Annotated in this window: 12 protein-coding genes and 2 tRNA genes; 10 read left to right on the top strand and 4 right to left on the bottom strand. The window is 36.6% G+C overall.

The genetic code is table 11. From position 1 onward, the window contains the following. Positions 1–241: 241 nt before the first annotated feature. Together AB1278_RS01880 and AB1278_RS01875 are read right to left on the bottom strand one after the other, a co-directional pair. A complete protein-coding gene (locus AB1278_RS01880) occupies positions 242–1,465 on the bottom strand; it encodes a 3'-5' exonuclease (RefSeq protein ID WP_429812043.1) in 1,224 nt (407 codons plus the stop codon). Between the two features lie 150 nt (positions 1,466–1,615). Beyond that, on the bottom strand, positions 1,616–3,142 hold the full coding sequence (locus tag AB1278_RS01875) for a helicase HerA-like domain-containing protein (protein WP_429812041.1): 1,527 nt from the start codon (positions 3,140–3,142) through the stop codon (positions 1,616–1,618). A gap of 141 nt (positions 3,143–3,283) precedes the next feature. On the opposite strand from AB1278_RS01875, the gene AB1278_RS01870 reads away from it, so the two are divergent. From AB1278_RS01870 to AB1278_RS01855, 4 genes are all read left to right on the top strand, one after another. Continuing rightward, entirely contained in the window at positions 3,284–4,345 is a 1,062-nt protein-coding gene (locus AB1278_RS01870; protein ID WP_429812038.1) for a hypothetical protein, read from the top strand. A 215-nt stretch (positions 4,346–4,560) separates the two neighbouring features. Next, positions 4,561–5,970 carry an MBL fold metallo-hydrolase gene (locus AB1278_RS01865; protein ID WP_429812035.1) on the top strand — a complete coding sequence of 470 codons (1,410 nt, stop codon included), beginning with the start codon at positions 4,561–4,563 and terminating at the stop codon, positions 5,968–5,970. Between the two features lie 4 nt (positions 5,971–5,974). Further along, positions 5,975–6,352, top strand: coding sequence for a rhodanese-like domain-containing protein (locus AB1278_RS01860; RefSeq protein WP_202840114.1), 378 nt, complete (start codon positions 5,975–5,977; stop codon positions 6,350–6,352). Between the two features lie 13 nt (positions 6,353–6,365). Next, complete coding sequence (locus AB1278_RS01855; RefSeq protein WP_076595323.1) at positions 6,366–6,665, top strand: thioredoxin family protein; 300 nt, start codon at positions 6,366–6,368, stop codon at positions 6,663–6,665. A 131-nt stretch (positions 6,666–6,796) separates the two neighbouring features. On the opposite strand, the gene AB1278_RS01850 is transcribed toward AB1278_RS01855, so the two are convergent. Next, positions 6,797–7,549, bottom strand: coding sequence for a nitrilase family protein (locus AB1278_RS01850; protein ID WP_429812031.1), 753 nt, complete (start codon positions 7,547–7,549; stop codon positions 6,797–6,799). A gap of 220 nt (positions 7,550–7,769) precedes the next feature. Between AB1278_RS01850 and AB1278_RS01845 the strand changes: the two genes are divergently transcribed. From AB1278_RS01845 to AB1278_RS01820, 6 genes are all read left to right on the top strand, one after another. Then, positions 7,770–8,210, top strand: a complete 441-nt coding sequence (locus AB1278_RS01845) for a DUF6646 family protein (protein ID WP_202840121.1) — start codon at positions 7,770–7,772, stop codon at positions 8,208–8,210. A gap of 106 nt (positions 8,211–8,316) precedes the next feature. After that, a complete protein-coding gene (gene rseP / locus AB1278_RS01840; protein WP_411414541.1) occupies positions 8,317–9,807 on the top strand; it encodes an RIP metalloprotease RseP in 1,491 nt (496 codons plus the stop codon). Positions 9,808–9,887: 80 nt separating this feature from the next. Further along, a tRNA-Asn gene (locus AB1278_RS01835) sits at positions 9,888–9,961 on the top strand. Positions 9,962–10,233: 272 nt separating this feature from the next. Beyond that, positions 10,234–13,404, top strand: coding sequence for a S41 family peptidase (locus tag AB1278_RS01830; protein ID WP_429812028.1), 3,171 nt, complete (start codon positions 10,234–10,236; stop codon positions 13,402–13,404). Positions 13,405–13,669: 265 nt separating this feature from the next. Beyond that, positions 13,670–13,743, top strand: a tRNA-Asn gene (locus tag AB1278_RS01825). Between the two features lie 279 nt (positions 13,744–14,022). Next, entirely contained in the window at positions 14,023–16,551 is a 2,529-nt protein-coding gene (locus AB1278_RS01820) for a DUF5686 family protein (protein ID WP_410668106.1), read from the top strand. A gap of 88 nt (positions 16,552–16,639) precedes the next feature. Here AB1278_RS01820 and AB1278_RS01815 read toward each other — a convergent pair whose 3' ends face one another. Beyond that, the gene (locus tag AB1278_RS01815) at positions 16,640–16,804 is read right to left on the bottom strand and encodes a bacteriocin-like protein (protein WP_171006347.1); all 165 of its coding nucleotides are present in this window, start codon (positions 16,802–16,804) and stop codon (positions 16,640–16,642) included. Between the last annotated feature and the right edge of the window lie 139 nt (positions 16,805–16,943).

Raw genomic sequence — 16,943 nt, 5'->3', positions numbered from 1 at the left:
AAAGGCAGATTCTTCGAAAAAGAGCCTGCCACATTGATTATTTTTTTATGCAAGACAACTCTTTTAAATATTCCAAACCTTAGAGAACTTTACAGTTCCCTTTTTTCCAGTTTTATTTTGTTTAAAATTTTGCATTGCTACTATTTATTTTTTGCAAAAATACTATTTATTTTTTATTTCAGTACAATTGATTTGAATGGCATGGTCTGCAGAATAAAACTTATAACATGAAGACACTCTATCACTTCGGCAGTGGTAAGGTCTCAAAATCCGCTCGAAGAAGTGCCAGCTGCAGTTCGTTATTCAAATCTGTAGAAGACAGCGGAAGATCAATTTTCAGTTTAGCCAGCTTACTCAGCGTCTGAATCTGTGTAAACAATTCATAGAAGCCAAATGAAACCACTTTTCCGTTTTCTATAATTAAAAACAGTTTTTCTCCTAATTTTCTTCCCGGCCCGAGCCATAGCTCATTTCTTTTTCTGAATTCAATTTTTTGTTTCAAGACAGAAAAATCTTTAAATTCTTCCTGAGAACCAATAAACTGAACAGCTTTTGTTCCCTGGGTAAATGACCTGAATTTCAAGACCGGCTTCTCAGTTTTATTAAGCTTATTTTTCTCAACTACATATTTATTATTCCTGAAATATAATCCGAAAGGTAAGACCTCTTTCTTTTTAATATTCTTGGAATTAAGAATCAGTTTGGCAATAATATCTGTTCCTGTAAGCTCAAAATTAATCTGTTCAAGATCTTTCTGGATCTGCTCCCATTTTTTTGATTTCGAATTGAAAACCTTTTTGGAAAATTTGTTGATATCCTGAACGTAATCAGAAAACATAATACGTCCTGCTTCATCCTGAAAATACACAAAACCTTTGTCATTAGGAAGATCCTGTGTAAGTTCTTTGATCTTGTTGATATACGTTTTGGCATTAGACTCATCATGCTGCTTCTGAATAATCTCATTTTCAATATCTTTTGAGATCAGAAGTTTGAAAAGTTCTAATGTAGCTCTTGCATCGCCTTCCGCCCTGTGATGGTTGGTCAATGGAATACCCAATGATTTCACCAGTTTTCCCAAGGAATAACTTACTTCATCAGGAATCAGTTTTTTTGCTAACGGAATTGTATCTAAAGTATTGATTTTAAAATCATAACCAAGCCTTTTGAATGACTGGCGAAGCATCCTGTAATCAAAATCAATATTATGACCTACCAAAGTTGTATTCTGAGTAATTTCTATCACTCTTTTGGCAATTTCATGAAATTTCGGAGCAGTCTTGACCATTTTTGGGGTAATACTGGTCAGCTTCTGTACAAAAGGAGTAATATCACCTTCGGGGTTTACAAGGGATATAAACTGATCTGTAATTTTCTGACCGTCATATCTGTAGATGGCGATATCTATAATGCATTCATTTCTATAACCTGCACCATTACTTTCTATATCTATAATTGAATACATGAATGTGTGTTAACTGCTGTTTTTCTGGTTTACTATTTAGACCTGCTTTTATTCCCCAATAAAATAAGGCTCTGTTTTTTACTGTTATGTAAAGATAACCTGCTAAAATAACAAAAAATATATCAAAACACAGCAGGTTAGCTTTCAAAATTATCTTCTTCGGCCTCCCAGCCCGAACATTCCGAGAATAGCTTTTGCTCCTTCCCTCATTAAAGTAGAGGTAAAGGTACGGCCAGCCTTACTCTGTAAAACCTGTTCGAACATTCCGGGTTCTTCTTTTACGGGTTTTGCCTTCTGTGCAGGTGTGGGGTTTTGTGCTGCCTGTTCCATTCTGGTGGTCAGCATTTCGTAGGCAGACTCTCTGTCTAATGCCTGCTCATATTTTGCTACCATTGCTGATCTGGAAGTAAGATCAGAGACTTCCGCCTCACTCAGAACATCCATTCTCGATTCGGGAGAAATCAGGTAAGTATGCACTAATGGTGTTGGTATCCCTTTTTCATCCAGTGCTGTCACAAATGCTTCTCCAATTCCCAGATTCTGGATCAGGCTGGAAGCTTCGTAATATTCTGTGGTAGGATAATTTTCTACTGCTTTGGTAATTTCTTTTTTATCTTTTGCGGTAAATCCTCTTAAGGCATGCTGTATTTTTAATCCTAATTGGGAAAGAACATTTTCTGGAACATCCCCGGGAATCTGGGTAATAAAATAAATTCCTACTCCTTTGGAACGGATTAATTTCACCATTGTTTCGATCTGTGAAAGAAGCGCTTTGGAAGCTTCATCAAAAATCAGATGGGCTTCATCAATGAATAGTACCAGCTTTGGTTTCCCACTGTCTCCTTCTTCCGGAAACGTCATATAAATTTCAGCAAAAAGCGAAAGCATAAACGTTGAGAAAAGCTGTGGTTTATTCTGAATATCTGCGACTCTTAAAATATTAACCACTCCTTTTCCATCCCTTGTTTCCAGTAAATCATGAACGTCAAAGCTTAATTCACCGAAAAATCCTGCTGCGCCCTGCTGCTCCAAAGCTACAATAGATCTTAAAATAGCTCCCAAAGATGCTGATGCAATGGATCCATAATTGGCTGCAAGCTCAGCTTTTCCCTGTGCATTATCGGTCACATACTGCAATACTTTCTTCAAGTCATTAAGATCAATCAAAGGAAGACCTTTATCATCACAATATTTGAAGACAATAGACATGATACTTTGCTGGGTATCATTCAATTCAAGGATTTTGCTTAATAAAACAGGCCCGAATTCTGTAACGGTAGCCCTCAGTTTCACTCCTTTTCCTCCGGAAATACTCATCAATTCTGCAGGAAAGCCTTGGGGATTATAAGGAAGCTGTGTCTTCGCATATCTTTCCTCAATGATAGGATTCATTTGTCCTGCTTCTGCAATTCCGGAAAAGTCTCCTTTAATATCCAGAACGAGAGACGGAATTCCTGCGTGAGAAAGCTGTTCTGCGAATACCTGTAATGTTTTTGTCTTACCGGTTCCGGTAGCTCCTGCAATAAGACCGTGGCGGTTAATCGTTTTCAGGGGAATGGTTACGTTTACTTCCGTAACAACTTCTCCATCCAACATCCCTTTTCCTAATATTATATGTTCTCCTTTAGGAGTATATCTAGCGTTAAGTTCTTCAATAAATTGTGTTTTGTCTGCCATTTGATTGCTTTTTTAAACTTATAAATATAAAATTTTTTAGAAAAATTTGAGTAAATAAAATAATATTAATGATTAAATTATATTCTAAGTTCCCTAAATTTATTTTCTAATTTAGCCTTGAGAACAACATATATACCACACATGATGTCATTAAAAAAAATTCTACTCGTTATTTTTGCTTTTTCCTCCACCTTGTTTCTTGCTCAGAAAAGAAATGAACCTGTTAATTTACAGATTAAAGGCGATTACACCCACTTGCCGACATCAGCCGTTTTCCCTGTTTTATGGTCTGGCTTTCAAAGAGAAGAAATAGTATCTTATGATCTACAGAATAAGCACATTGTGGTAAGCTATGTACAACAACACCATAAAAAAAGTAAAACGATCCTGACCTTATATATTTATCCTAAAAAATTAGTTGACAACCAGCTTTTGAGAGATGAATTTTCCATATATGAAACAGTTCTGAATCAGAATTCCAATAAAAATGTAGACTTAAAACCTATGTTTGGAGATATATCCAATGATAAGGTAAAAGTAAACTATATCTATTCAATTTTTGATCATTCAATGGGTGAACGTGATTTTTTCAAAGGTGTAAAATATACTGATAAGAAGTCACTCCTTTCTATTTATGAATGCGGAGGGTGGGGCTTTAAAATCAGAGGAACAAGCGATGAAATGACCCATGATCAACTGTCTGAACTCAAAAACAAAGCTGAGACCTATTTTGGTGTATTGGATATCGCTGCTAAAAAAACTCTTCCTATTAGCCATACTCCGGATATCATCTTATCTCCTGTTATCAAAAGAGATTCCATGATGACTAATGCTGTGCTTGCTTCGGTGTATGCAAAAACAAAATGGCTGGGAGAAAATGCAGACAAAAAAGAACTTCTGACAGGCTTCAATGATATGAATATCGAGTCTGAAGTATATGCCATAGACAAAATGATAGAATTCTATAAAACTCATGAAACAAAGTGGCCGATGCACGAAGACACTAAAAAATATTTTGGTGAAATAATTAGATTAGCAGACAACGGAAAAATTAAAGATTACCTCTATGACAAGTACAAAAGACTGATCCGTTATGATGAAGGAGAAGCTAATAAAGAGGAATATCTCCAATTCAAAACAGAGAAGAACATTACAGAAAACACCAATGAAATTCTGTACAAAATATATTATCAGATAGAGTAAAATGAATGCTTTAAAGACATTGTTCCAGAAGCAGGACATGATATAAAACAGCATTTGCCAATTGACATTATGTAAGGCATCCTTTTTGCTAAAAAAACGACACATACTAAACATATGTTTAACAAAGTATTGAAAGAAACTATCAATGGAATTTAACATTTCATTTAGAATTGATCTAATACTTCGTATCTTTAACTCATTAAAAAAAAGACCCAATGAAAATTGAACAAATATATACGGGCTGTCTGGCTCAGGGTGCCTATTATATTGTATCAGAGAATGAAGCTGTCATTATTGATCCTTTAAGAGAAGTAAAACCCTATCTGGATCGCCTGGAAAAAGATAATGTCACTTTAAAATATATTTTTGAAACTCATTTCCATGCTGATTTCGTATCCGGACATTTGGATTTAAGCAAGAAAACAGGTGCTCCGATTGTATACGGACCTACTGCTGTTCCGGAATTTGACGCTATTATTGCTGAAGATAATCAGATTTTTGAGATAGGAAAAGTGAAAATAAAGGTACTGCACACACCGGGACACACCATGGAAAGTAGTACTTACCTTTTAATAGACGAAAATGGTGTTGAAACGGCAATTTTCACAGGTGATACATTGTTTCTGGGAGATGTAGGAAGACCGGATCTTGCCCAAAAGGCGACTAATCTTACCCAGGAGGATCTTGCGGGAATTCTATATGACAGTCTTCAGAGCAAAATCATGCCATTGGATGACAGCATCACTGTTTATCCGGCTCACGGCGCTGGTTCTGCCTGTGGAAAGAATATGCAGAAGGAAACCGTTGATATTCTGGGGAACCAGAAAAAAACCAATTATGCTCTTAACCAACCGGACAAAGAATCTTTCATCAGAGAAGTTCTGGATGGTTTAACAGCTCCACCAAAATACTTCGGGATGAATGTCGCTTTAAACAAAGGTGGCTATGAAAGCCTTGATGTTGTAATGAACAAAGGACTACATCCTGTTGAAGCGGAGGACTTTGAAGCTTTAGCGGAAGAAACAGGAGCATTAATTTTAGATACAAGAGGAGCTGCGGACTTCCATAAAGGATTTGTCCCCAACTCTATCAATATAGGACTGAAAGGAGATTTCGCCCCATGGGTAGGAACGCTTATTGTAGATGTAAAACACCCTTTATTATTAATTACTGATGAAGGAACTGAAGAGGAAGTGATCACCAGACTGAGCAGAGTAGGTTTTGATAATGTGATTGGCTACCTGAAAGGAAGTTTTGAAGCATGGAAAAATGCAGGCAAGGAAACGGATGAGATCAAAAGAATTACTCCGGCTGAATTTGCAGAGCAGTTTACAGCAGATGCTACCGTAATTGATGTAAGAAAACTCACCGAGTATTCTGCAGAACACATTGACAATGCTTATAATAAGCCACTAGACACTATCAGTGACTGGGCACGTACTATTGATGATTCTGAACATTTCTTCCTTCACTGTGCCGGCGGATACAGAAGTATGATTGCAGCAAGCATACTTAACTCACATGGAATCAGGAATTTTACCGAAATAGAAGGAGGTTTTAACGGGATCAAAAAAACAGAAAAACTGCCAACTACAGATTTCGTATGCCAATCTAAGACCCTGTAAGATCATGAAAATTCAGTTTTCCGGATTAATTTTAGTGTTAGCTTTTATGCTAAGTAGCTGTAAGACATCACCTACAACAGCAATTCCTACTGCCAGCATTAAAGAAGTAGTCAACAGTCCTGAGGTAACACTGGTAGATGTCAGGATTCCGGAGCAGTATGCTGCAGGAACAGCAAAAAATGCAATCAATATTCCTTTGGCAGAGATTCAAAACAACATAGAAACTTTAAAAGGAAAAAAAGTTGTTGTATTTTGCAATAAAGGAATTCAGGCAGATCAGGCGATGGAAATTCTGAAGAAAAATGGAGTGGAGGCTTATGATGGTACAACCTGGAAAAATGTAAAAGCAATTCAGGACGAAACAAACAAAAAAGCAAACTAATAAAACCAAAACTATGTCACAAAAATTTCAGGAAATTATAGATTCCGAAAGACCTGTTCTGATAGATTTTTTCGCAACATGGTGCCAGCCTTGTAAAGTACAGTCTTCGGTATTAAATACGGTAAAGGAAAACATTGGCGAAGGGGCCAGAATTATAAAGGTAGATGTAGATCAATATCCCGCATTGGCCGCTCAATACGGAGTGCGCGGGGTTCCTACACTGGCCATTTTCAAAAAAGGAGAAATGCTATGGAAAGAAAGTGGTGTTCATGATGTGAATACCCTCACCCAACTTTTACAACAATACGCTTAAAACTGTGATTTTTCACAGTTTTTTGCTTTTTATAATTCCCGATCGCACGGATTTCCACAGATAATTATACTTGTTTTTCTTTATATAAAAATTAAAAACCTGTGAAGATCTGCGAAATCTGTTGGAAAATCCTAAAATTCAATAGAAAAAGAATCTCTGTCATTCAAAAACTGAAAATGCTTTCTAAAATCGTTCAATTCTTCCATATATAATTCTGCAGATACGAGATTTCCCTGTTTTTGAGAAATTTCTTTTCCATCACCAAAGAAGCAGTGAGAACTTTCCTGATACAACAGATCATTTCCATCAGTTCCTATTCTGTTGAGACCAAATACAAAAGATAAATTTTCAATAGCTCTGGCTTTCAACAGATGCTCCCAGGCTCCTACTCTCTTCTCGGGCCAGTTGGCAACATATAAAATGGCATCATAATCATCATTATTTCGGGCAAAAACAGGAAAACGAAGATCATAACATACCTGAAGCAGGAAACGTATTCCTTTGTATTCAACAATTACTCTTTCTTTTCCCGGTGTGTAGACCTTATCTTCTCCGGAAAAAGAGAACAAATGCCTCTTATCATAAAAAGAGATTTCGCCATCCGGCTTCACAAAATACATCCTGTTGTAGAAGTTTCCATTTTGTTCTACCGGAGCACTTCCGCAGAATGCTGCATTTTTCTCTTTTGAGATCTTTTTCAAAAATTCCAGCGATTCATTATTCCTGTCTGATACTTCGGAAGCATCCATACAGAAACCTGTTGAAAACATTTCAGGAAGAAGAAACAGATCTGCCTCCACATTCAGCAGTTCACTTTCTATCCGTGCAAAATTCTCAGTTTTATTTTTCCAGATGATATCTAAATTTAGCCCTGCAACTTTCATCTTTTATTCTTTTAAATTATTTCAAATATGAAGTATAAAAATACAGCTTTTATCTTTACAAAAGGAGAATTAAATGGTTGAAAAAGTAGTTTTCCACACAAAAATCGGGCACTATTTCTTAATAATGTATTAAAGTCAACCATTTTTATACTATTGCCGTTCTTTCGGTTTCATTTTTGATAGAAATATTTTTTATTATTATCCTTAAAATTAAAAATTTATGAAGAAATTGTTTTTTATGGTGGCGATCTTCTTTTTTGGTGCTATGGCTAATGCTCAGGCCTGGACAGGAAAGGGAGATCAGAAAATACAACTGGGGCTGAGCGCCTGGGGATATGGAACCGGAATTACGGGAACTTACGACTATGGACTCAACAAACTTATTTCAGTGGGTGCCGGGATCAATGGGTATTTTGACAATTACAAAGACAACGATAAGGATAATCGTGTTTTTGTTTTCGGAAGACTGAACTTTCATTTGCAGGAAGCCCTGAATCTTCCTTCAAAATGGGACATTTATCCTGGTGTAGACCTTGGAGTGCTTGGAAGAGACTTTGGAGTAGGCGCTCACATCGGAGCCCGTTATTTCTTCACAGAGAAAATTGGGGTTTTTGCAGAAGTAGGCAACAATGGCAGTCTTGGCGTTTCTTTCAATTTATAATCAAATCGTCTTTAAATATGACAAAGCTTCTCGTTTCGGGGAGCTTTTTTATTTGGCATAGTTTTGATAATTGTTACCTTTGCAAATTAAAATCTAAAATTTATTAATGGAAATAGCAATCAAACTTTTTCAGTTCATTCTGAGCATCTCTATACTTGTGCTTCTTCATGAGCTTGGGCATTTTTTACCGGCAATATGGTTCAAGACCAGAGCAGAGAAGTTTTTCCTGTTTTTTGATCCTTACTTCTCCATATTCTCCATGAAGAAAATCAACGGAAAATGGCAGTATAAATTTTTATCAAAAAACTTACCGGATTCTGAAGTAATAGAAGTGAACGGAAAGAAGGAAGAAGTTCCTATCGATATATCAAAACTTCCGGACAACGACTGGAGAAAACACCCTGAGCAAACAAAATACGGAATCGGCTGGCTTCCTTTTGGAGGATACGTGAAGATTGCAGGAATGGTGGACGAAAGTATGGATACTGCCCAGATGAAAAGACCGGCAGAACCTTGGGAGTTCAGATCAAAACCAGCCTGGCAGAGACTTATCATTATGCTGGGGGGAGTTACCGTTAACTTTTTTCTTGCGTGGTTAATCTACAGCTGTTTATCATTCTTCAACGGAGAAACTTATACAGATATTACAAAATTTAAAAATGGTATTGAAGCCACTTCTGCAGGAAAGAAAATGGGTTTCCAGAATGGTGACAAAATCATTAGTGTAGACGGAAAACCGGCAGAAAGACTTGAAAATACTTCCATCAATATCCTTTTGGGAGATCATGTTACCGTAAACAGAAACGGACAGGAAGTTACTTTCCCTGTCAATGCAGACGGTGTAGCAGACGTTCTTAAGCAGAGAGAAGCAAAACTATACATCACACCAAGAGTTTCTATGGTTATTGACTCATTGGCAACTCCTTCTTCCCAGTCATCCGGACTGGCAAAAGGTGATAAAATTGTAGGAATCAACGGAAAGAAAGCGGCATTCTTTGATGAAGTAAGCACTCTTTTAAGTGAAAATAAAGGAAAAACAGTTTCTGTGGATGTTGAAAGAAACGGAGCTGTACAGACATTACCGGCAGTTTCTGTGGACAAAAACGGAAAACTGGGGATCGCCATTGATACCAAAAGCATAGCAAAAGATATTGTAACGAATAAAAAGTATTCTTTCGGAGAAGCTATTCCAAGAGGATTCACAAGAACTATTGAAGCATTAACGACTCAGGTTAAGCAGTTCAAAATCATGTTCAATTCTAAAGTTCAGGGGTATAAAAACGTTGGAGGGCCTATTGCTATTGTAAAGAATATGCCTGTAGATAAGGATGCGGATGGAAGCGTTAAAATCAACTGGGTGGCTTTCTGGAGCTTTACAGCAATGTTCTCCGTATGGCTGGCATTCCTGAACCTTATTCCGATTCCGGGACTTGATGGTGGACACGTTTTATTTACTTTATATGAAATTATTGTAGGAAAACCTGTTCCTCAGAAAGTTTTGGAAAACGCACAGATGATTGGAGTTATCTTCCTGTTAGGATTGATGTTACTGATCTTTGGAAGTGACATCTTCAAAGTATTTATGGGTAAATTATAATTTTTTTAAAATTTTTCTTAAAAATATTTGTAGGGTATAAATATTCGTCCTATATTTGCACCACTTAAAACAAAGGACATTCCTCCTTAGCTCAGTTGGTTAGAGCATCTGACTGTTAATCAGAGGGTCGCTGGTTCGAGCCCAGCAGGAGGAGCAGAAAGACTTACAGAAATGTGAGTCTTTTTTTGTGGCTTAATCTGACGAATTGTACAACTGCACTATACAATAACCATGTGCAACTTACTTTCTGTTTCAACGAATATTATTCGGTTTTCCAGATGTTTCATGTAACTATTTCCGTAATAATTCGACTATTATTGGAAGAGTTATTCAAACTGAGAAAATTTTCTTCAGATGAGTATTTCTCTGCAACAACAAAGAATAATAAAATCAATATATCGTATTGCATAAATACCCCATTCTACCATGAAGAAAACTATTATTTCGTTATTAACAGCATTTTCTATTGCAGGGATTTCGGCACAGGAAAAGTCTTATTTTTTATCAGGTCCCTCATTAAGTCCGGATGGAAAAACAGCTTATTTTGCATATGACGGCGATATCTGGAAAGCAGACTCTAATGGAGGAAACGCTTCAAGAATTACCGCTCTGGACGGAGAAGAAATTAATCCCCGTCTTTCCCCGGATGGAAAATGGCTTGCATTCAGTTCTAATCAATATGGAAATTATGATGTGTATGTAATGCCTGCAGGAGGAGGAACTATCAAGCAATTAACCTTCCATACCGGAAGGGATGAAATGGAAAGCTGGGCGTGGGACAGCAAAACGATTTATTTTACTTCCAACAGAAATAATAATTTCGGCAGCTTTAAAACTACAATTGAGGGGAAAACCCCACAAAAGCTTTTCAACAATTATTTTAATAATACCAATGGTCTTGTAGAAACTCCTTCAGGAGAATATCTTTTCACAAGTTCTTCAGAAAGTGCCCATCAGGTACAGCGTAAGCGTTATAAAGGAGAAAATAATCCTGATATTCTTGGATACAACCCAAAAAACAATTCTTTCAAACAGTACACCAACTATGAAGGAAAAGACTTCAACCCAAGTGTAGATAAAAATGGTATTATCTATTTTATTTCTGATGAAAATAATGGAGAATATAATCTTTATAAAATCGAAAATGGTAAAAAGACTGCCTTAACGAAATTTGAAACTTCCATTAAAAAACCATTTGTTTCAGCAGATGGTTCCAAAGTTATTTTTGAAAAGGATTACCAGCTTTATACTTATGATGTCGCCTCAAAAAACACAACTCCTCTCAACATCAGCCTGAATACCAACAAAACCCTGGAAAAAGCTCAGAATTTTAATGTGGAAAATAATATTTCCTATTATGACGTATCTCCGGACGGAAAAAAAATGGCATTCATAAGCCGTGGAATCATATTCGTTTCTGATATTGAAGGAAAATTTGCCCAGCAGGTCTCTGATGGAAAAGAACGCGCCATGGAAGTGAAATGGCTGAAAGATAACCGTACTCTTCTTTACAACCAGACTTATAACGGCTATCAGAACTGGTTTACTATTCCGGCCGATGGAAAAGGCAAGCCGAAGCAATTAACGGAAGATTCAAGAAATAACCGCAGCATCACACTCAATAGTGATCTTTCAAAAGCTGTTTATTTAAGCGGAAGAGATGAAGTACGATTATTGGATTTAAAAAGTTTTACATCTACAACTATTGTAAAAGACGAGATTTGGGCATTCCAAAACTCAAGGCCTTCTTTCTCCCCTAATAACGAATATGTATTATTCTCGGCAAAAAGAAACTTCGAGCTCGATATTTTCATCTATCACATCAAAAAAGGACAGACTTTAAACCTTACCAATACCGGCGTTTCTGAAGAAGATCCTGTGTGGTCTCCAAACGGAAAATATATTTATTTCGCCAGCGACAGGACCAATCCGTCTTATCCTTTAGGCATGCAGAAATCCAACATTTACCGTATGGCTTTGGATTGGTTTGACGAGCCATTTAAGTCTGAAAAATTCGACAATCTCTTCACTGAAGAAAAGAAGGAGGAAAAATCTTCAGATAAAGAAAAAGACAAGAAGGATAAGAAAGAGGAAGACAAGGATAAAAAGGAAGAAAAAGAGCCGGTAATCAAGGAATTGAAGGTTAATCCTGATGACACTCTTGACAGAATTGAACTGGTTACCGACCGATATGGATACCAGGATGATCCAGCTGTTTTCGCTGATGATAAAAAAGAAATTCTTCTTTTCAATTCTAATCAGGACAATGGAAAAAGACAGCTGTTTAAAAAGGTATTCACAGATTTTGAGCCTGCCAAATCTGAAAAAGTTTTCGATAAAGCGGCTTATTATCTAACCAAAAATGATAAAAACCTGTTTGCCCTGATAGAAGGTAATATTTACAAAACAACTGTAGCGGCATTAAAGCCTGAAAAGATCAACATCCAATACAGTTTTGATAAAGATCTGGCATCAGAATTTACCCAGATGTACGCTGAAGCATGGACAGGTGTGGAAGAAAATTTCTACGATGAAAAGTTCCATGGTATCGACTGGAAAGCTAAAAAGGAGCAATATGCCAAGTATCTTCCGTATGTTCATAACAGGAATGACCTCAGAATATTATTGAATGATCTTTTAGGAGAGCTTAATTCTTCACACACCGGATTTTCTTCTACCGGAAAGGAAGAAACCATGTTCCTGAACTATTTTACGAACGAAACAGGAATTATCTTCAAAAAAGACCAGCCCTACACGGTAGAAAGCATTCTGAGAAAATCCCCTGCTTACCGTTCCGGCGTTGATATCAAACCTGGAGACCAACTGACTTCTGTAAACGGGAAAAAGATTGATCTTAACGAAAATATAGAAACGTATTTCACAAGCCCTAAAAAACAGGATGAGCTGGTTCTTACCTTTAATCGTGATGGTAAAACGGTAACTACCAAAGTACATCCGATTTCTAATGGAGAATTAAAAGGCTTGCTTTACGACGATTGGATCTACAATAATCATCAGCGTGTAGATAAGCTTAGCAACAACCGTATTGCCTACTCCTGCATGAAAAACATGTCTACTGATGAGCTGGATCATTTTCTTCTGGACATGGTAGAACAGGAAAACAGAAAAGATGCTGTCATTCTTGACTTACGTTACAATACCGGTGGAAATGTGCATGATAAAGTATTGAATTTCCTTTCTCAAAGACCTTATTTACAATGGAAATACCGTGAAGGAAAAATAACAACCCAACCCAACTTTGCTCCTTCCGGAAAACCTATCGTCCTTTTGATTAATGAAGCTTCATTGAGTGATGCCGAAATGACTGCAGCCGGGTTCAAAGCACTGAAACTGGGGAAAATCATCGGTCAGGATACTTACAGATGGATTATTTTCACTTCAGCCAAAGGATTGGTAGACGGATCTTCTTACAGACTTCCTGCATGGGGAACCTACACATTGGACGGACAAAATCTTGAGAAAACAGGTGTAAAACCAGACATTTATGTTAAAAACACCTTTATGGATCGTCTTCAGAACAATGATCCTCAGCTGGAAAGAGCTGTTCAGGAAATACTAAAAGATTTAAAGAAGTAAAAATTTCAGAACAATAAAAAATAAAAAAGACTTACATTGCTGTAGGTCTTTTTTATTTCTTTTAAAAAAAACAGGTCTAAAAATTCCATTGCTTACAGCTTAGAATTTATACCATTCCGAATAACGTCTGCCCATCGCAAAAAATATTTAAAATTTAATTTATTGAAAAATAAATCAATAGCTTCTTTCGATGAATATTCAAGAATAAAAACTTGCTTGGTATGGATATTCATACTATATTTGCACCACTTAAAACAAAGGAAATTCCTCCTTAGCTCAGTTGGTTAGAGCATCTGACTGTTAATCAGAGGGTCGCTGGTTCGAGCCCAGCAGGAGGAGCAAAAAAGACTTACATTTCTGTAAGTCTTTTTTCATTTTATAAGTTCCACAAAAAAACACCGAAATGATCTTAAAAATTTTCACTTTCACGTTGTTTTAACGCTCTGATTATTATATTTTAAGCATAAAAAATTCCCGGTTAATTTTTAATCAATACATATATTATTTTCGCTACTTTTGTCGTTTTATAGGATAGAATAAAAATTTTTTATTTTTTTACCTGTTTTTTAATTAAACTGCATGCTTTTTGTTTATGCTAAATGCCTGAAGAAACAAATGATGTTAAACAATAACTCCCAAAAACACTATTTTTTATTTTTTTTCCTGATTCTCGCCGGTTCCGTATGTGCTCAAAACAAGGTCAGCGGTAAGGTGGTTGACGAAAAGAACAATAAAGAACTGAATAACGTTGATATTTTTATCAACAATGATAAAACACCTGCCTTAACGACAACTTCGGGCAATTTCATTGTTAAGTCAGACAGCATCATCCATCAGTTAAGATTTTCCAGAAAAAATTATACCACAGAAACCCTTGATATTACCCCTGAAAATGCTGACAATATTTTCGTACAGCTATCACAGGCTAAAGTAAGCGATATTCAGGAGATTGTTCTTCAAAGCGGAAAAACAAAATATAAAAACAAGAAAGAAAATCCTGCTTATGCAATTATGCAGAAAGTGTGGGCGCAAAAAAGAAATAACGGACTGGAAAAATTCGATACTTATTCATATAAAGAATACGAAAAAACACAGTTTGACCTGAATAATCTTGACAGTGCGTTCATGAAGAAAAAGATTTTCAATAAACTTGATTTCATTTTCAGTTATGCAGATTCTACTGCGAGTGGAAGACTTGGTCTTCCTATCTTCTTGAATGAAGCCGTTTATGAAAATTATGGCAAAAACAGGCCGGACAAAGACAGTAAAAGAACACTGGTTGCTCAAAAGACCTCAGGTTTCCAAGACAATCAGGTCATAACGGTTTCTGCTAAAAACTTATACCGTGATATCAATATCTACGACAATACCCTGAATTATTTCGATATCGGATTCCAGAGTCCTGTTGGAAGTGACGGTTTCAGCACCTATGATTATAGTCTTATGGACACCATTACGATTCGTGGGGAAAAAGCCTTCCAGATAAGATACCAGCCAAAGAGAAAAGATGTCCTTGCATTTCAGGGAAACCTTTATATTGATACCGATACTTATGCCGTTTTAGGAGCAACATTAAAGTCAACACAGAAGATTAACGTCAACTTTGTCAACAGTGTGTATACTCAGGTAGAATATGACAATCCTGATGATGCTACGTTTCTTCCCAAAAAACTGGTGACAGAATTTGAAATGAGCCCTTTCTCAAAGAAGAAAGGCGCCAAAAGTATCATCGCCAAAAGATCGGTAGATTACTCCGATTATCAGTTCAACAAACCTCTTGATCCTAAGGTATTCAAACGTACCGAAGAAGAGTACGAAGATAAATTTACCAATAAAGATGATGCTTACTGGACAAAAGTCAGACCTGACACCTTATCCAAAGCAGAACAGGGCGTTTACAACATGCTTGACCAGCTTCAGCAGACCCCGAAATTCAACCGGATGGTAAAACTGTTTGAAACTCTTGGCTCACGTTATTATAATGCCTTTAAAGGAATAGATATTGGTCCTATTTTCTCAATTTATGGAAGAAATGAAGTAGAAGGGGACAGAATAAGATTAGGAGCAAGAACTTATTTCGGATTGAATGATACCTGGAGAGCACAATTTTATACAGCTTATGGCTTCAAGGATCAGCAGTTTAAATATGGAGTAGAGGCAAGATATATGTTCAATAAGCTTAACCGTTTTATGATTGGTGCAGGAACCAGCAGAGACATTGTTCAGCTTGGGGGACAGCTTACATCTGGTGATGGAGTTACGCCGCAATCTTCATCTACCAGTACCTTTTTTGCAAGAGGAGAAAACATTTCCTTAAGTTCTGTAAATAAGACAAGTATTTTTGCAGCTATTGAGCCATGGAAAAACTTTCAGATAAGAATAGATGGAGTGATGCAGAGTATTAAATCTGCTATCCCTGAGAAATTCAATCTGATGTATTATAAAGACGGCCAGCTAAGGAAAACTGTTAATGATTCCCATGTTACTATCAGTTTAATTGCCAAACCTGGTGCAAAATTCTCACAAACCGGTATTGACCGTTATCAGGCGAGAAACCTGGCACCAACCATCGTTTTAAGATACACGCGAGGTATTGAAGGTTTGTTTAATGCTGACTTCAATTATGACAAGCTTCAATTCATGCTATACAAGCCGTTTTTGATTGGAAGTATGGGAAAACTAGTGGTTAATTTCGAAGCTGGAAAGAACTTCAGTACAGTTCCATTGGCATTACAGAATATTATTCCTGCCAACCTTTCATATGGTCTGGTACCAAATACTTTCTCCCAGCTTAATTATTATGAGTTTGTGACGGATGCCTATACTACACTTCAGCTTGAGCATCATTTTAACGGTAAAATACTTTCTTATATTCCATTGATTAAAAAGCTGAAATTGAGAGAAGTTGCATTTATCAGAGGAGCCTACGGAACATTAAGCGATGCTTCCAAAGCAATCAATGTAGAAGGTTTTAAATATTCTGCACCAAGCGAACATATCTATTATGAATACGGATTCGGAATAGAAAATATAGGAATCGGAAACCTGAGAATCTTCAGAGTAGATTTTAACTGGAGAGGAAATTATCTTGACAAACCAGATATCTCAAAGTTTGGCGTTAAAGCAGGATTCCAGGTAGGATTCTAAAGTAAATATACCATATAACAGATTCGGCGGCTTCAATGAAGCCGCCGAATTTTTTTTAAAGCTTATATAATAAGGACTGCCTTGATGATTAAAAGCACTCGCAACCTTCTACATCAAGCAGGCAACGCATTTGCTGCTCCTTTGTCAATCCGCACCATACACTACATGATGTAATTGGTTTTGCCGGACACCACACTTCTCCGCCGTTAATATTTCTCAGACTGGCTTTGGTTAGTTTTCTTAAATTTTTCATGATTGTTTAGTTTTATTTACTGCCTACTCTATTTGCTTTTCGGCTTCCGCAACTATTTTAAAGCATGTCAGTTATCAAATATAAACATATTTCACCAAAAAAAGAATTTTATAAAAACAGTATGACTAGTCCTGAAAAA

Origin of the sequence: Chryseobacterium sp. NRRL B-14798 (assembly GCF_050470705.1) — a bacterium.
GTDB lineage: Bacteria > Bacteroidota > Bacteroidia > Flavobacteriales > Weeksellaceae > Chryseobacterium > Chryseobacterium cupriresistens.
Note: the sequence above shows the minus strand (reverse complement) of the source record. Positions and strands in the feature narration are given on the sequence as shown.

Coding starts and splice junctions, on each gene's coding strand:
- AB1278_RS01880 (WP_429812043.1), bottom strand. CDS start 1,465: ATGTATTCAATTATAGATATAGAAAGTAATGGTGCAGGTTATAGAAAT.
- AB1278_RS01875 (WP_429812041.1), bottom strand. CDS start 3,142: ATGGCAGACAAAACACAATTTATTGAAGAACTTAACGCTAGATATACT.
- AB1278_RS01870 (WP_429812038.1), top strand. CDS start 3,284: ATGATGTCATTAAAAAAAATTCTACTCGTTATTTTTGCTTTTTCCTCC.
- AB1278_RS01865 (WP_429812035.1), top strand. CDS start 4,561: ATGAAAATTGAACAAATATATACGGGCTGTCTGGCTCAGGGTGCCTAT.
- AB1278_RS01860 (WP_202840114.1), top strand. CDS start 5,975: ATGAAAATTCAGTTTTCCGGATTAATTTTAGTGTTAGCTTTTATGCTA.
- AB1278_RS01855 (WP_076595323.1), top strand. CDS start 6,366: ATGTCACAAAAATTTCAGGAAATTATAGATTCCGAAAGACCTGTTCTG.
- AB1278_RS01850 (WP_429812031.1), bottom strand. CDS start 7,549: ATGAAAGTTGCAGGGCTAAATTTAGATATCATCTGGAAAAATAAAACT.
- AB1278_RS01845 (WP_202840121.1), top strand. CDS start 7,770: ATGAAGAAATTGTTTTTTATGGTGGCGATCTTCTTTTTTGGTGCTATG.
- rseP (WP_411414541.1), top strand. CDS start 8,317: ATGGAAATAGCAATCAAACTTTTTCAGTTCATTCTGAGCATCTCTATA.
- AB1278_RS01830 (WP_429812028.1), top strand. CDS start 10,234: ATGAAGAAAACTATTATTTCGTTATTAACAGCATTTTCTATTGCAGGG.
- AB1278_RS01820 (WP_410668106.1), top strand. CDS start 14,023: ATGTTAAACAATAACTCCCAAAAACACTATTTTTTATTTTTTTTCCTG.
- AB1278_RS01815 (WP_171006347.1), bottom strand. CDS start 16,804: ATGAAAAATTTAAGAAAACTAACCAAAGCCAGTCTGAGAAATATTAAC.